At 69.0% G+C, this 13,891-nt stretch carries 14 protein-coding genes; 7 read left to right on the top strand and 7 right to left on the bottom strand.

Annotated elements, in window-relative coordinates; genetic code table 11:
* Positions 1–31 precede the first annotated feature (31 nt).
* The 3 genes from mreD to IB278_RS10650 all read right to left on the bottom strand — a co-directional run bounded on the left by mreD (position 32) and on the right by IB278_RS10650 (position 2,650).
* Complete coding sequence (gene mreD / locus IB278_RS10660) at positions 32–553, bottom strand: rod shape-determining protein MreD (protein WP_145742860.1); 522 nt, start codon at positions 551–553, stop codon at positions 32–34.
* Positions 550–1,521: a rod shape-determining protein MreC gene (gene mreC, locus IB278_RS10655; RefSeq protein WP_145742862.1), complete on the bottom strand. Its 972-nt coding sequence runs from the start codon at positions 1,519–1,521 to the stop codon at positions 550–552. Before mreC ends, mreD begins: the two co-directional genes overlap by 4 nt.
* 85 nt (positions 1,522–1,606) lie before the next feature.
* Positions 1,607–2,650, bottom strand: a complete 1,044-nt coding sequence (locus IB278_RS10650) for a rod shape-determining protein (RefSeq protein WP_007833435.1) — start codon at positions 2,648–2,650, stop codon at positions 1,607–1,609.
* Between the two features lie 215 nt (positions 2,651–2,865).
* Here IB278_RS10650 and gatC point away from each other — a divergent pair, with 215 nt between their 5' ends.
* Genes gatC through gatB form a run of 3 tightly spaced genes read left to right on the top strand, consistent with a single transcriptional unit; the run spans position 2,866 to position 6,144 of the window.
* Positions 2,866–3,165, top strand: a complete 300-nt coding sequence (gatC, locus tag IB278_RS10645) for an Asp-tRNA(Asn)/Glu-tRNA(Gln) amidotransferase subunit GatC (protein WP_145742864.1) — start codon at positions 2,866–2,868, stop codon at positions 3,163–3,165.
* Entirely contained in the window at positions 3,162–4,652 is a 1,491-nt protein-coding gene (gatA, locus tag IB278_RS10640) for an Asp-tRNA(Asn)/Glu-tRNA(Gln) amidotransferase subunit GatA (protein ID WP_145742865.1), read from the top strand. The genes gatC and gatA overlap by 4 nt, the downstream gene beginning before the upstream one ends.
* 1 nt (position 4,653) lies before the next feature.
* Positions 4,654–6,144, top strand: a complete 1,491-nt coding sequence (gene gatB / locus IB278_RS10635) for an Asp-tRNA(Asn)/Glu-tRNA(Gln) amidotransferase subunit GatB (protein ID WP_192323399.1) — start codon at positions 4,654–4,656, stop codon at positions 6,142–6,144.
* A 9-nt stretch (positions 6,145–6,153) separates the two neighbouring features.
* Here gatB and IB278_RS10630 read toward each other — a convergent pair whose 3' ends face one another.
* Together IB278_RS10630 and pyrE are read right to left on the bottom strand one after the other, a co-directional pair.
* A complete protein-coding gene (locus IB278_RS10630) occupies positions 6,154–6,831 on the bottom strand; it encodes a DUF4124 domain-containing protein (RefSeq protein WP_225612855.1) in 678 nt (225 codons plus the stop codon).
* Between the two features lie 16 nt (positions 6,832–6,847).
* Positions 6,848–7,531, bottom strand: coding sequence for an orotate phosphoribosyltransferase (gene pyrE / locus IB278_RS10625; RefSeq protein WP_124958378.1), 684 nt, complete (start codon positions 7,529–7,531; stop codon positions 6,848–6,850).
* Between the two features lie 12 nt (positions 7,532–7,543).
* On the opposite strand from pyrE, the gene IB278_RS10620 reads away from it, so the two are divergent.
* From IB278_RS10620 to IB278_RS10605, 4 genes are read left to right on the top strand one after another with little or no spacing between them, the layout of a single operon-like run.
* Positions 7,544–8,347 carry an exodeoxyribonuclease III gene (locus IB278_RS10620; protein WP_192323398.1) on the top strand — a complete coding sequence of 268 codons (804 nt, stop codon included), beginning with the start codon at positions 7,544–7,546 and terminating at the stop codon, positions 8,345–8,347.
* Positions 8,348–8,359: 12 nt separating this feature from the next.
* Positions 8,360–9,604: a hypothetical protein gene (locus IB278_RS10615; protein ID WP_192323397.1), complete on the top strand. Its 1,245-nt coding sequence runs from the start codon at positions 8,360–8,362 to the stop codon at positions 9,602–9,604.
* Positions 9,598–10,383 carry a DUF1266 domain-containing protein gene (locus tag IB278_RS10610; protein ID WP_145742874.1) on the top strand — a complete coding sequence of 262 codons (786 nt, stop codon included), beginning with the start codon at positions 9,598–9,600 and terminating at the stop codon, positions 10,381–10,383. The genes IB278_RS10615 and IB278_RS10610 overlap by 7 nt, the downstream gene beginning before the upstream one ends.
* A 35-nt stretch (positions 10,384–10,418) precedes the next feature.
* The gene (locus tag IB278_RS10605; protein WP_192323396.1) at positions 10,419–12,404 is read left to right on the top strand and encodes a DUF4034 domain-containing protein; all 1,986 of its coding nucleotides are present in this window, start codon (positions 10,419–10,421) and stop codon (positions 12,402–12,404) included.
* Between the two features lie 26 nt (positions 12,405–12,430).
* Here IB278_RS10605 and IB278_RS10600 read toward each other — a convergent pair whose 3' ends face one another.
* Entirely contained in the window at positions 12,431–13,195 is a 765-nt protein-coding gene (locus tag IB278_RS10600; RefSeq protein WP_192323395.1) for a GntR family transcriptional regulator, read from the bottom strand.
* Positions 13,192–13,863, bottom strand: coding sequence for a cysteine hydrolase family protein (locus tag IB278_RS10595; RefSeq protein ID WP_192323394.1), 672 nt, complete (start codon positions 13,861–13,863; stop codon positions 13,192–13,194). Before IB278_RS10595 ends, IB278_RS10600 begins: the two co-directional genes overlap by 4 nt.
* Positions 13,864–13,891 lie beyond the last annotated feature (28 nt).

Below are 13,891 nucleotides of genomic sequence, written 5' to 3'. Positions count from 1 at the left end.
GCCGGGAATGAAAGACCGGGGTGCGCCATGGCTACAGCGGACGATTCTCGTCGGGGTCCGGCGTGCGAAGCTGCGGCGCGAGCAGCAAGGCGGTGGCCAGCGGCCACAGCGCAGCCTCCAGCGCCGGCGAGATCAGCACGCTCCAGCCCGGGAACACGCCGCCGCCGACCATCCGCGTGATCACCTCGATCAGCTGCGACAGCGCAAAGAGCGGCAGCACCTGCAGCGCCTGCGAGGCCACCGGGTACCAGAGCAGGCGCCGGTGGATGGTGATCGCGAAGAAGCCCAGCGTGGTGTAGGACAGCGCATGCTGGCCCAGCATCGACGACTGGTGCACGTCCATGCACAGCCCGAAGACGAAGGCCGCGCCAATGCCCACGCGCATCGGCTGGTGCACGCCCCAGAACACGATGGCCAGCGCGAGCAGGTCGGGCATCCAGGCGGCGCGGCCGATCGGGATCATGTTGATGAGCAGCGCCGCCACCAGGCTCGCCCACATGAACAGCGGGCTCACGGGCAGCAGGAGCTGCTGTTGTCCTGGACGCTTGATCATCGGGCGCGCTCCGCGGCTTTCTTGTCGGCCTTGTCCGTTGTCTTGCCGGCCGGCTTGGCCTCGGGCTTCTTGCGCACCGCGGCGGCGGGCGCCGGGGCCGGCGGCGCCGACGGCGCCCCCGTGGGCGCGAGCACCAGCACGTAGCGCGCGGCCGTCACGCGGGCCAGCGGCACGCAGTAGATGCGCGCAAAGGCCGAATCGGCGCGGCGCTCGATGCGCTCGATCTTCGCCACCGGCAGGCCGGGCGGGTAGACGCCGTCGACGCCGCTGGTGGACAGCAGGTCGCCCTCCTGCAGGTCGGCATTGGCGGCCATGAAGCGCAGTTCCAGTCCGCCGCCATGCGCCGACGCGTCGCCGAAGGCCACGCTGCGCACGCCGGTGCGGGTGTTCTGCACGGGAATGGAAAGATCGCGGTCGATCACCAGCGTGACCTCGCTCGTGAAGGGCTGCACCTGCGTCACCTGTCCCAGCACGCCGTGCGCGTCGATCACGGGCGAGCCGGCGGCCACGCCCTGGGTGAGCCCCTGGTCGATGACGATCTTGCGCGTGTAGGGGTCGGCCGCGTCGTACAGCACCTCGGCCGCGCGGCCCGGGGCCTGGGTGGTCTGGCGCAGCTCGAGCAGCGCGCGCAGCCGCGCGTTGTCCTGCGCGAGCGTGTCGGCCTGGCTCGCGCGCTCGGCCTGCAGCATGAGCGCCTTGCGCGCCTCGTCCTCGTTGCGCTGGGCCGCCTGCAGGTCTTCGAAATAGCGGCCGCCGCCCACCACCAGCTGCACCGGCTTGAGCGCCAGCCACTGCACCGGATAGAGCACCGCGCCCACGGCCGCGCGCAGCGGCTGCACCAGGTGGAAGCGCGCGTCGGCCACCATCAGGAACAGCGAGAGCGCGCCGAAGAAGATCAGCTTGCTGAGCGCCGACTGCCCCTGGTTGAACAGGGGTGGGGCTGTGCGATCGAGCGTGCCCAAGGGCATGGTTCGGACCTGGCTGTGTGCAACGTCAGATGGCAAAAAAGCCGGCCTGCGCAAGCAGAGGCCGGCCGATGATGGCTTGCGCCTCTTACTCGCTCGTGAAAATGCTGCCCAGGCGGTCCATGCGTTCCAGCGCAATGCCGCAGCCGCGCACCACGCAGGTCAGCGGGTCTTCGGCCACCAGCACCGGCAGGCCGGTTTCCTCGGCCAGCAGGCGGTCCAGGTCGCGCAGCAGCGCGCCGCCGCCGGTCAGCATCATGCCGCGTTCGGCGATGTCGGCGCCCAGCTCGGGGGGCGTCTGCTCCAGCGCGTTCTTCACGGCCGAGACGATGTTGTTGAGCGGGTCGGTCAGGGCTTCCAGCACTTCGTTGCTGCTGATGGTGAAGCTGCGCGGCACGCCTTCGGAGAGGTTGCGGCCCTTGACTTCCATCTCCTTGACCTCGGAGCCCGGGAAGGCCGAGCCGATGTTCTTCTTGATGACTTCGGCCGTCGGCTCGCCGATCAGCATGCCGTAGTTGCGGCGGATGTAGTTGATGATGGCTTCGTCGAAGCGGTCGCCGCCCACGCGGACCGAGCCCTTGTAGACCATGCCGCCCAGGCTGATGACGCCCACTTCGGTGGTGCCGCCGCCGATGTCGACCACCATCGAGCCCGAGGCCTCGCTGACCGGCAGGCCCGCGCCGATGGCCGCGGCCATGGGTTCCTCGATCAGGTAGACCGACGTGGCGCCCGCCGCCTCGGCCGCGTCCTTGATGGCGCGGCGCTCGACCTGGGTGGAGCCGCAGGGCACGCAGATGATGATGCGCGGGCTCGGCGTGAGCAGCGTGCGCGGGTGCACCATCTTGATGAACTGCTTGATCATCTGCTCGGTGATCACGAAGTCGGCAATCACGCCGTCCTTCATCGGGCGGATCGCCTCGATGTTGCCTGGCACCTTGCCCAGCATGGCCTTGGCCTCGCGGCCGACTGCCTGGATCACCTTCTTGCCGTGGGGGCCGCCTTCGTGGCGGATGGCGACCACCGAGGGTTCGTCCAGCACGATGCCCTTGTTGCGAGCGAAGATCAGGGTGTTGGCGGTGCCGAGGTCAATCGCCAGGTCGGTGGAAAAGTACCGACGGAAAGCTCCAAACATGTGCGGAATCCTCTGGAGCACGCCTGCGCGTCGGCAGGTCGTCGCTCTGTTTTTTGGGTCGTATGACGGGGTGAATTGATCGTTTTTGGCGCAAAAGCCGGCGCGTTCGCGGGGGTTGCGGCAAAGGCGGGATAATACCCGAATCCCCTCTGAATCCCGTGTTAGCACCCTCTCCGGCGTGCGATTACTTCCGGTTTTTTCGACCGGTCCGACCCATGTCACTTTCCGCTTCAGATATTGCACGCATCGCCTCCCTGGCGCGGCTGCAGCTTGCCTCCGACGAAAGCGAGCGCATGCTCAGCCAGATCAACGGCTTTTTTGACCTGGTCGAACGCATGCGTTCGGTCGACACCACCGGGGTGGAGCCGCTGGCCCATCCGGTGGCCGCCGTCGAGGACATCACGCTGCGCCTGCGCGACGACGTGGCGAGCGAACCCGACAACCGCGAAGCCAACCAGAAGAGCGCCCCGGCCGTCGAAGCCGGCCTGTTCCTCGTGCCGAAGGTGATCGAATGAGCGGCGAACTGCACCAGATGGGCGTGGCCGCCCTTGCCAAGGCCCTGGCCGAGCGCAAGGTTTCGGCCGTCGAGGCCTCGCAGGTCTTCCTTGGCCGCATGAAGGCCCACGAATCGCTCGGCACCTTCGTCGACGTGAACGAAGAGGTCACACTGGCCCAGGCCCGCGCGGCCGACGCGCTGATCGCGGCCGGCAATGCGCCCGCGCTGGCCGGCGTGCCGATCGCGCACAAGGACATCTTCACCACCACCGACTTCGCCACCACCGCCGGCTCGAAGATGCTCGCGGGCTACCGCTCGCCCTTCGACGCCACCGTGGTCAAGCGCCTGGCCGAGGCCGGCGCCGTCACGCTGGGCAAGCTCAGCTGCGACGAGTTCGCGATGGGCTCGGCCAACGAGAATGTCGCCGTGCCCGCCGTGGGCCACGACAGGGCCGTGCCCGTGCAGAACCCGTGGAACCGCGAGCGCATTCCGGGCGGCTCGTCCGGCGCCAGCGCGGCTGCAGTCGCGGCGCGCCTGGCCCCCGCGGCCACCGGCACCGATACCGGCGGCTCGATCCGCCAGCCGGCCTCGTTCTGCGGCATCACCGGCATCAAACCGACCTACGGCCGCGCCTCGCGCTACGGCATGGTGGCCTTCGCGTCCAGCCTCGACCAGGCCGGCCCGATGGCCCGTTCGGCCGAGGACTGCGCGCTGCTGCTGTCGGCCTTTTGCGGCCCCGACCTCGACCGCGACTCGACCTCGCTCGACAAGCCCGCCGAAGACTTCGGCCGCTCGCTCGGCGACTCGCTCGACGGCCTGCGCATCGGCGTGCCCAAGGAATTCTTCGGCGCAGGCGTGGCGCCCGGCGTGCGCGCGGCCGTCGATGCCGCGCTCGCGCAGTACGAGAAGCTCGGCGCGAAGCGCGTCGAGGTGTCGCTGCCGCTCACGGAGCTCTCGATACCCGTGTACTACATCCTGGCCGCGGCCGAGGCCTCGAGCAACCTGAGCCGCTTCGACGGCGTCAAGTTCGGCCACCGCGCGAAACAGTACAAGGACCTGGCCGAGATGTACGAGCGCACGCGCGCCGAAGGCTTCGGCGACGAGGTGAAGCGCCGCATCATGATCGGCACCTACGTGCTGAGCCACGGCTACTACGACGCCTACTACCTGCAGGCGCAGAAGGTGCGCCGCATGATCGCCGACGACTTCCAGCAGGCCTTCAGGCAGTGCGACGTGATCGCCGGACCGGCCGCGCCGACCACCGCCTGGAAGATCGGCGAGCACGGCGGCGACCCGGTGGCCGACTACCTGGCCGACATCTTCACGCTGCCCGCCTCGCTGGCCGGCCTGCCCGGCATGAGCGTGCCCGCGGGCTTCGATGAAAACGGCATGCCCGTGGGCCTGCAAATGATCGGCAACTACTTCGGCGAAGCGAAGCTGCTGAACGCGGCGCACCGCTTCCAGCAGGCCACCGACTGGCACACGCGCACGCCGGAGGGATTCTGAAATGAGCGAACCCGTGAACACTTTCGAAGCACAGCAAGAAGGCCGCCCGACCGGCCCGCTGGTGCGCGGCTATGAAGTCATCATCGGCTTCGAGACGCACGCCCAGCTCTCGACCGCGAGCAAGATCTTCAGCCGCGCCTCCACCGCCTTCGGCGCCGAGCCCAACACGCAGGCCTGCGCGGTCGACCTGGCGCTGCCCGGCACGCTGCCCGTGATGAACAAGGGCGCGGTCGAGCGCGCCATCAAGCTGGGCCTCGCGCTCGGCTCGCACATTGCGCCGCGCAGCGTGTTCGCGCGCAAGAACTACTTCTACCCCGACCTGCCCAAGGGCTACCAGATCAGCCAGTACGAGATCCCGGTCGTGCAGGGCGGCGCCGTCTCGTTCTTCCTCGGCCAGGAAAAGAAGACCGTGCGCCTGGTGCGCGCCCACCTCGAGGAAGACGCGGGCAAGTCGCTGCACGAGAACTTCATCGGCCAGAGCGGCATCGACCTGAACCGCGCGGGCACGCCGCTCCTGGAGATCGTGACCGAGCCCGACATGCGCTCCACCGCCGAGGCCGTGGCCTATGCGCGCGAGCTGCACAAGATCGTCACCTGGATCGGCATCTGCGACGGCAACATGCAGGAAGGAAGCTTCCGCTGCGACGCCAACGTGTCGGTGCGCAAGCCCGGTGAGAAGCTCGGCACGCGGCGCGAGATCAAGAACCTGAACAGCTTCAAGTTCATGCAGCAGGCGATCGACTACGAGATCAACTCGCAGATCAACGAGCTGGAAGACGGCCGCAAGATCGAGCAGGCCACGGTGCTGTTCGACCCCGACACCGGCGAGACGCGCACCATGCGCACCAAGGAAGACGCGGCCGACTACCGCTACTTCCCCGACCCCGACCTGCCGCCGCTCGCCATCGAGCCCGAGTGGATCGAGCGCGTGCGCGCCGCCATGCCCGAGCTGCCGCGCGCCATGGCCGAGCGCTACGTGCGCGACCACGGCATGTCCGAATACGACGCGGCGCAGCTCACGCAGAGCCCGGCGCTCGCACGCTATTTCGACGACGCGGTGAAGGCCGGCGCCACGCCCAAGCTCGCGAGCAACTGGATCACCGGCGAAATGGCGCGCCGCCTGAATGCGCAGGAGATCGGCATCGACGCCGCGCCGGTCACGGCGCAGCAACTGGCGCAGCTGGTCGGGCGCATTGCCGACGGCACGCTGCCCAACAATGCGGCGCGCCAGGTGTTCGACGCGCTCTGGACCGGCGAAGGCAGCGATGTCGACGCCATCATCGAGGCCAAGGACCTGAAGCCCATGAGCGACACCGGCGCGCTCGACAGGATCCTGGACGAGGTGATCGCAAAGAACGCGAAGAACGTCGAGGAGTACCGCGGCGGCAAGGAAAAGGCCCTCAACGGCCTCGTGGGCCAGGTGATGAAGGCCAGCGGCGGCAAGGCGAACCCGGCCCAGGTGACCGAACTGCTCAAGGCAAAGCTGGGCTGACGCCGGCCCTCAGCGTTTGCTGACGCCGTTCTGGGGAGACCAGAGCTGCTTGAGGCGCGCGCGCTCCTCGTCGAAGCGCGCGTTGACGCGCTTCTTCTCGTCTTCCTGCTCGCCGATGAAGCGGTTCTGCACCGCCACGCTCTGCGCGTTGTCCTCGAGCTTGCGGCGCACGGCGCCGGGCGCCTTGCTCACGTCGTGCTTGTAGAACTCCAGCTCCTCGTCGATTCGCTTCCGGTCTTCGGCCAGCTCGACGAGGCGCTTCTTCGCGGCCTGGATCACCGCATCGATCTGCACCAGCGCCTCGGCGCGCTCGCGGTCATGCACCTCGGCGTTGGGATAGCGCACCAGCAGCGCGCGCTCGCGGCGGCGCTCGTCGGTCAGGCGCGCGGCCTGCAATGCGGCCTCGCGGGCGCGGTCTTCGCGCTCGGCCAGTTCTCGGGCGGTGTACGTGGGCTCGATGCGGCGGCGCGTGGTGCCGCTCGGGCTCAGTTCGCGCTGCTCGCGGTCGATGCATTCGGCAATCGGGCGGTCGGCCGTGAGGGTGCGGCCGCGTGCATCGGTGCACGAATAGATGCCCGCGGCCGGCGCCGGTGCGGGCTGCGCCGGGGCCGCGCCGGCCCACAGTGCCATCAGCAGCAGCACCCACGGGGCTGCGAACGGCCGGGCCGCCAGGTCGAGTTTGCGCATGGGCACGGCGTCGGTCTCAGCTGGCGCCGTAGCGCGCCCGGTAGGCGAGCACCCGCTCGCGATGCACGCCGAGGTCGGCGGCGGCGCTGCCCGAGAGATAGTTCAGCAGGTCGTCGAGCGTGGCAATGGCCACCACCTGCAGGCCCAGCTGGTTGCGCACGTACTGGACGGCGCTGTGGTCCACGTCGACGCCGTTCTCGGTGGCTTTTTCCTGCCGGTCGAGCGCAATGGCCACGGCGTGCGGCGTGGCGCCCGCGGCTTCGATGGCGGCAATGGATTCGCGCACCGCGGTGCCGGCCGACATCACGTCGTCGACGATCAGCACGCGGCCCTTGAGCGGCGCGCCGACCAGGTTGCCACCCTCGCCGTGCGCCTTGGCTTCCTTGCGGTTGTAGGCAAAGGGATGGTTGCGCCCGCGCCGGGCCAGTTCGGCCGCCACCGTGGCGCCCAGCGGAATGCCCTTGTAGGCGGGGCCGAAGATCATGTCGAACTCGACGCCGCTCTCGATCAGCCGGTCTGCATAGAATCCGGCGAGCCGCGCGATCTTGGCGCCGTCGTCGAAGAGCCCCGAATTGAAGAAATAAGGACTCATGCGACCGGCCTTGGTCTTGAACTCGCCGAAGCGCAGCACCCCTGCGTCGAGCGCGAACTGGACGAAATCCTGCGCCACCGCACTGCCTTGCACACCATCTACAGCCATCGGGAATTCCTTGTGTTCAAACTGACCAGCCTCAATCTCAATGGCCTGCGTTCGGCCGCCACGAAGGGGGTGGCGGACTGGGTGGCCGAACTTGCGCCGGATTGTATTTGCATGCAGGAGATCCGGGTGCAGGCGAGCGACATCGAAGGCCGATTCGAGGAAATGGCCGGCCTCAAGGGCCATTTCCACTTCGCCGAGAAAAAAGGCTACGCCGGCACCGCGATCTACACCAGGCACGCGCCGAGCGCCGTGGTGGTGGGCTGGGGAGACGCCGAATTCGATGCCGAGGGCCGCTACCTCGAACTGCGCTTCGACACGCCCAAACGCAAGCTCTCGATCATCAGCTGCTACTTCCCGAGCGGCAGTTCGGGCGAGGAGCGGCAGGAAGCCAAGTTCCGCTTCCTGAAGGGCTTCTTCCCGCACCTCATCGCGCTCAAGAAGGAGCGCGAATTCATCCTTTGCGGCGACATCAACATCGCCCACAAGGAGATCGACCTCAAGAACTGGCGCGGCAACCAGAAGAACAGCGGCTTCCTGCCCGAGGAGCGCGCCTGGATGACCCGGCTGCTGGACGCCGGCGCCGACGGCGCGGGCCTGGTGGACGTCTACCGCCTGCTCAAGCCCGACACCACGGGCGAGGCCTACACCTGGTGGAGCAACCGCGGCCAGGCCTACGCGAACAACGTGGGATGGCGGCTGGACTACCACCTGGCCACGCCGGCCCTGGGCGCGCTGGCGCGCAGCGAGCAGATCTACAAGACCATCAAGTTCAGCGACCATGCGCCGATCACGGTGGACTACGACTTCACGCTGTAGCCGCGCCGGCCGATGCCGCTGACCACGCCCGTCGCCGATCCCGCGCCACCGGCAGCCTACCTGCCGCGCGACGTCGTGAACGCGCCCGAGGTCAAGGCGGCCATCGCACGCCGCAGCAGCGAGCGCGGCGACGACGCCGACATGGCGGCCTGGCTGCGCAATCATTTCTTTCGCTGGGCCATCGGCAGCTTCGAGCACGTGCTGACGGTGCACTCGATGGCCGATTACCTCGCGGCCGCAGGCCCCGCAAAGCCGGTGCCCGACTGGCTGGCCAGGCGATTGCAGCCGCGCGCCGATGCGCAGCCCCCGGCCTGCCACTACCTCGACCCCGACCATCTGCTGCTGATCGAGCGCGAGCGCGTGCTGGTGGAGTTCCTGCGCGCGCGGCGCGGCACGCGGCTCGAGCAGAAGCTGCAGCGCATCACCTGCTTCATGGCCCTGGCGATGTGGGAGCGGGAGCACCAGCGCATGCAGGCGCGGCGCAGCAAGGGCTGGGTGCCCAGCAGCGGGCTCGCGCTGCGCGAAGTGCTGCGCACGCCCAACGGCACCTTCTTCGAGTTCGATGGCAGCCATTCAGCGCTGCGCGAAGAGATGGCCTACGAGTCCTACCACATGCAGCACTGCCTCGGACAGTTCGCGAGCCTGAAGAAGCTCAGCGGCGGCTATGGCGAGCAGTACGCGCAGGCCGCGCAGGACGGCCGGCTGCGTCTTTTCACCTTGCGCAGCGCGGGCAACCTGCCGCATGTGACGATCAGCTTCGGCGTGGCCGCCGACGGCCTGCGGGTGGACCAGATCAAGGGCAAGCAGAACCGCCACCCGATGCGCAAGTACGCCGACGACGTGCTTCAGTTCCTGCGCACCCTGCCGCCGCGCGGCGAACGCCATGCCGATTGCGAAGGCATGGGCCTGGTGTTCGAGCCCGATGCGTCCGCGCCGGCCGGAGGCGCCGCGGCCGGCCAGTGGAAATTCGTGACCGACGTGGCCGACGCCGGCTTCCTGCTCAGCGTGATGAGTGCCAACTTCCACCTGATCGAACACTTCGAACGCCCGCCGGCGGCACTGCAATGGCTGCTGCTGCGCATTGCGCCCCACGAACTGGACCGGCTGCGGTACGTCGATCCGGCCGTCGCCGCGGCCGCGCGCCTGACCCTGCCCGAAAAATCCCTGCCACCCATGCTGCGCGACCTGCCGACCGCCGCCTGCGAGATCGAAGGCATTCCGCTCACGGCCATCGTCCCGGGCGCGCTGCCATGCTGAAGCTGCTGCTGTGGCTCGTGGGGCTGGGCCTGCTGTTCTTCGCGTGGCGCGTGGCCGTCGTGCTGTCCGGCCTGATGCGCGAGGACCGCGAAACCACCGCTCCCGGCAGCCAGGGCGCTGCCGCCCCCGCCAGGGAAGACCCGGCACTGCGCGCCGCCCGCGCCGCAGCCGACAACGCGGCGCCCAACAGGCGCCGCTGGGCCCTTGCGCTCGCGGACATCCTGCTGATTCGCAATGGCCTGCCGTGCAACGGCGACACGCTCGCGCTCGAACTGCCTGCCGAAAAAAGTGAGCAACTCGCGCGCCAGGTGCTGAGGGAAATGAACTTCCCCGCCGACCTGCCCGCCGCCGCCATTCCCGCGCGCATGCAGGCCGCGCTCACCGGCTGGGTCGGCGGCCTCGGCCGTTCGCACGATGGCTTCTACGAGCAGCTTGCGGCCCAGGGCCGTGTGCGCGATGCGCTGGCCTTCGACTGCGCGCGCACCGCCTTCCTGGTGCGCTGCATCGCACTGCTCGGCTGGGTGCCCGAGGCGCAGGCGTGGCCCGTGCTGTTCCTCAACGCCCAGCGCGCGCAGGACAGCTTCGACGGCTGGGAGGATTTCGGCCTGGCCTACGCACGGGCGCGCGAGCACTGGCTGCGCATCAGCACCCAGGACGGCCCCGCCTCTACGCGCGCCGCCATGGAGGTGCGCGAGCACCTGCACAACGTCGAGGGCAGCTGGCTCATGCTGCCCTGGAAACGCTACCGCATCTTCGATCCGCAAACGCTGCCAGCCTGAGACGGCCGGTGCCCCTTGATCTTTCGCTGCACACCATGACCACGAACCCGATCCTGTCCATTCCCTCGCCATGGAAGATCTGCGACGTCGATGCGCTGCTGCGCGCAGGCGAGCACGCCGCGCTCGACCGCCTGTTCGACGAAGCGCTGGCCGCGAGCTTTCACGACCGCGCCGCCGAAGAGCGCTACCACGCCGCGCTGCCCGCCGACCTCCAGGGCTGCACCGGGGCCGGTGCCGAAGGCCTGGCGCGGCTGCGCGCCTGGCAGGCTGCGCGCCCGCAATCGGCCCACGCATGGCTGTGCGAGGCGCACTACTGGTTCCACTGGGCCTACGAATACCGCGGCTCGGGCTGGGCCGGTTCGGTGACCGACCTGGGATGGACCTGCGCCCACGCCTGCGCCACGCATGCGGCCGTGTCGGCGATGCGTGCGCTCGAGCGCGAGCCCACCCTGTGGAACGCCACCGCACTGATGATGCAGAGCGTGTCGGCCTTCAATGAGCCGGACTGGCTCACGGAGCTCGTGCGCAGCGGACGCGGCCCCGAAGCCCCGCTCGTGCACGACCTGCCGCTCGACGGCATGTCCCCCGAGGCGCGCGAGGAACTGCTGGCCATGCTCGCGCGCTCCGGCCTGCAGGCGGACGAACGCATCGCCTGTCCGTCCAGCGCGCCCGCGGCGCTGCCGTCGCCGATGCAGGGCAAGAAGATGCTGACCGGCAAGCAGTACTGGATGCACGCCACGATGCAGATCCATCCGCGGCTGTTCTTCTTCTTGCGCCAGTGCATCTGGTTCATGCAGCCGCGCTGGGGCGGCAGCCACGACCGGGTGCGCGCCTTCATCGCATCGCCGGCCTGCGCGCACCTCGACGAGGTCGAGAAAGACCGCCTGCGGCACGAGATCTGGCGCGACGACTACCTGGAGAACGAGGTCGACGGCGACGACGACCCCGAGGACGTGCGCCAGTGGATGGCCGCCACCCGCCAGCGCGCGGGCGAGGCGCTGCACCCGTATCACCGCTGGGAAACGCTGTACTGGATCGCCAAGAGCCACTACGGCCGCGACGAGCGGCCGCAGGCGCTCGCCTGCCTGAAGGAAGCCGAGGTCCACGCGCCCATCGACGACGACCACGCGATGTCCCTCGCGGTGCTGCTGGCCTGCCAGCTCGAGCCGCAGGACCCGTCCTGGCTGGGCCAGGCCGTCGTGCGCAGCGCCAATGCCGGGGAATGCCCGGCCGCGATGATCCTGCACGGCTACTGCAGCCTGAAGGGCGTGCTGGGATTCGTGCCCAACGAGCCCGCGGGCCAGGCCTGGCTCGAACTCGCCCGCACGCGCGCCCCGGGCACGCTGGCATGGAACAAGCTGGCGTCCGCCCTCCGGTACGGCGGGCGCGAGGCCGACGCCTTCGCGCTGGCAACGATGGGCCAGGCGGCGGGCGGAGACTCCTGCGACTACCTGCTCGGACTGTTCCATGAAGACGGCGTGCATGTCGCGCCCGACCTGAGCCAGGCCGTTCCCTACTACCGCAAGACCGCCGAGGACGGCGGCAACATGGGGGCCTACAAGCTGGGCTACGCCTGCTACAACCTCTCGCTCGCCGCGAAGGACCCCGCCGAGCGCGGGCAGCTGATGCAGGAGGCCGTGGAGGCGATGCGCAAGGCGCACGAGATGGGGCACACCGACGGCCTCGAAGGCATGCTGATGTTCATCGGCGACCTGAACGAGATTCCGGCGCGGCATCGCTACGTGGACCTTGTGCGCGAGCACGCGCAGCGGGGCCACCCGGCGGCCATGGCGGCGCTGTCCGGCCTGCTGGCCGACCCCGCCGACAAGCAGCTCTACGACTACCGCGAGAGCGTGCGCTGGATCCTCGGCGCGCAGGCGGTGGCGCCCGACGACGGTTATGTGAAGAACATGACGCGCATCCACCACGAGGACGGCCTCATCGCCAAGCTCAACTTCAAGCTGCATCGCAAGGGCATCAAGGCGCACGAGATCCCGGGCGCCGACAACGCGATGGTCTGAGGCGCGGGAACGCACTGCCGGCCGCTTCAGCGCGGCGCCGCCTTGCCCGCGTGCCGCGCCAGGTGCACCTGGTGCAGCGTGATCTTGCGCACCTCCGCCTGGCTGGTCTCGATGTGCGCGCGCAGCAGCATCGCGGCCTGGTCGCCGCGGTTGGCGCGAACGGCCTTGAGGATCTTGCCGTGCTCCTCGTAGGTGGCGTCGATGCGCGGCTGCTGGGTGAAGTCGAGCCGGCGGATGATGCGGATGCGGTCGGTCACGTCGCCGTGCACCCGCGCCATCTCGGCGTTGCCCGCCGCGGCCACGAGCGCGCAGTGAAAGGCCTCGTCCCACTGCGCCACCTGCGCGGTGTCGCTGCTGCGCTGGGCCGCGGGCACGAGCCAGATATCGGCCAGCGCGTCGAGCAGGCTGCGGTCGACGCGGCGGTCGGCTTCGCAGAGGCGGTGCACCGCGGTGGTCTCGAGCACCATGCGCAGGTCGTAGAGCTGCTCGAACTGGTCGAAGTCGAAGGGCAGCACGCGCCAGCCGCTGCGGAACAGCACCTCGACGAAGCCCTCCTGCTGCAGGCGGAACAGCGCCTGCCGCACGGGCGTGCGCGAGACGCCGAGCCGGTCGCTGATCTCGTTCTCGGTGAAGCGGTCGCCGGGCACGAGGATGAAATCGGCCACGTCGCGCTTGAGCTGCGCGTAGACCTCGTCGGCCCGCGTGCGGAAAACGGTGGCGTCGGAAGCAGGGGCGGACGAAGCGGAGGGGGGTCGGACGGTAGACACGTAGGGAATGGTAGTCGCAGTCATTGCCCCTGCCCGAGCGCCGCCAGAAGCGCGCTGCTCGGCGCGGTCCAGCCGACGATCGCGCCCTGGGCGCGAACCATGTCGAGCGTGGCCGCCTTGAAGGCCGGAAAGTAGCTTTCGGTGCAGTCTTCGAGCAGCAGGCTGTCGTAGCCCCGGTCGTTGGCTTCGCGCATGCTGGTCTGCACGCAGACCTCGGTGGTGACGCCGCCGAACAGCAGGTGCGTGATGCCGCGCGTCTGCAGCAGTTCATGCAGGCCGGTGGCGTAGAACGCGCCCTTGCCGGGCTTGTCGATGACGATTTCGCCGTCGACGGGCGCCAGTGCGTCGATGATCTGGTTGCCCGGTTCGCCGGCCACGAGGATGCGGCCCATCGGGCCTTCGTCGCCGATGCGCAGGCTCGGGTTGCCGCGGTTGCGCTTGGCCGGCGGGCAATCGGAGAGGTCCGCCTTGTGCGCCTCGCGCGTATGGACCACGAGGCCGCCGGCCTTTCGCCATGCCTCCAGGGCGGCCTGGGTTGCAGGCACGATGGCTTCGAGCAGCGACACGTCGTTGCCCAGGGTTTCACCGAAGCCGCCGGGCTCGATGAAGTCGCGCTGCATGTCGATGAGGACCAGCGCTGTGTTCTTCACTTCGAAGTCGTAGGGAAATGGGTTGGCGGTTTCTATGCGCATGGTTGTTCTCGCTGTTTTCCAGGACGGG

The organism is Variovorax sp. VRV01, assembly GCF_014852545.1.
Lineage (GTDB): Bacteria > Pseudomonadota > Gammaproteobacteria > Burkholderiales > Burkholderiaceae_C > Variovorax > Variovorax beijingensis_A.
The sequence above is the reverse complement of the archived record's forward strand: the minus strand, read 5'-3'. Positions and strand labels throughout refer to the sequence as shown.

Bases quoted from the DNA above. Each gene is read 5' to 3' on its own strand.
- gatB (WP_192323399.1), top strand. From the start codon at position 4,654: ATGAGCGAACCCGTGAACACTTTCGAAGCACAGCAAGAAGGCCGCCCG.
- mreD (WP_145742860.1), bottom strand. From the start codon at position 553: ATGATCAAGCGTCCAGGACAACAGCAGCTCCTGCTGCCCGTGAGCCCG.
- IB278_RS10610 (WP_145742874.1), top strand. From the start codon at position 9,598: ATGCTGAAGCTGCTGCTGTGGCTCGTGGGGCTGGGCCTGCTGTTCTTC.
- IB278_RS10595 (WP_192323394.1), bottom strand. From the start codon at position 13,863: ATGCGCATAGAAACCGCCAACCCATTTCCCTACGACTTCGAAGTGAAG.
- IB278_RS10600 (WP_192323395.1), bottom strand. From the start codon at position 13,195: ATGACTGCGACTACCATTCCCTACGTGTCTACCGTCCGACCCCCCTCC.
- mreC (WP_145742862.1), bottom strand. From the start codon at position 1,521: ATGCCCTTGGGCACGCTCGATCGCACAGCCCCACCCCTGTTCAACCAG.
- gatC (WP_145742864.1), top strand. From the start codon at position 2,866: ATGTCACTTTCCGCTTCAGATATTGCACGCATCGCCTCCCTGGCGCGG.
- gatA (WP_145742865.1), top strand. From the start codon at position 3,162: ATGAGCGGCGAACTGCACCAGATGGGCGTGGCCGCCCTTGCCAAGGCC.
- IB278_RS10630 (WP_225612855.1), bottom strand. From the start codon at position 6,831: ATGCGCAAACTCGACCTGGCGGCCCGGCCGTTCGCAGCCCCGTGGGTG.
- IB278_RS10650 (WP_007833435.1), bottom strand. From the start codon at position 2,650: ATGTTTGGAGCTTTCCGTCGGTACTTTTCCACCGACCTGGCGATTGAC.
- IB278_RS10615 (WP_192323397.1), top strand. From the start codon at position 8,360: ATGCCGCTGACCACGCCCGTCGCCGATCCCGCGCCACCGGCAGCCTAC.
- IB278_RS10605 (WP_192323396.1), top strand. From the start codon at position 10,419: ATGACCACGAACCCGATCCTGTCCATTCCCTCGCCATGGAAGATCTGC.
- pyrE (WP_124958378.1), bottom strand. From the start codon at position 7,531: ATGGCTGTAGATGGTGTGCAAGGCAGTGCGGTGGCGCAGGATTTCGTC.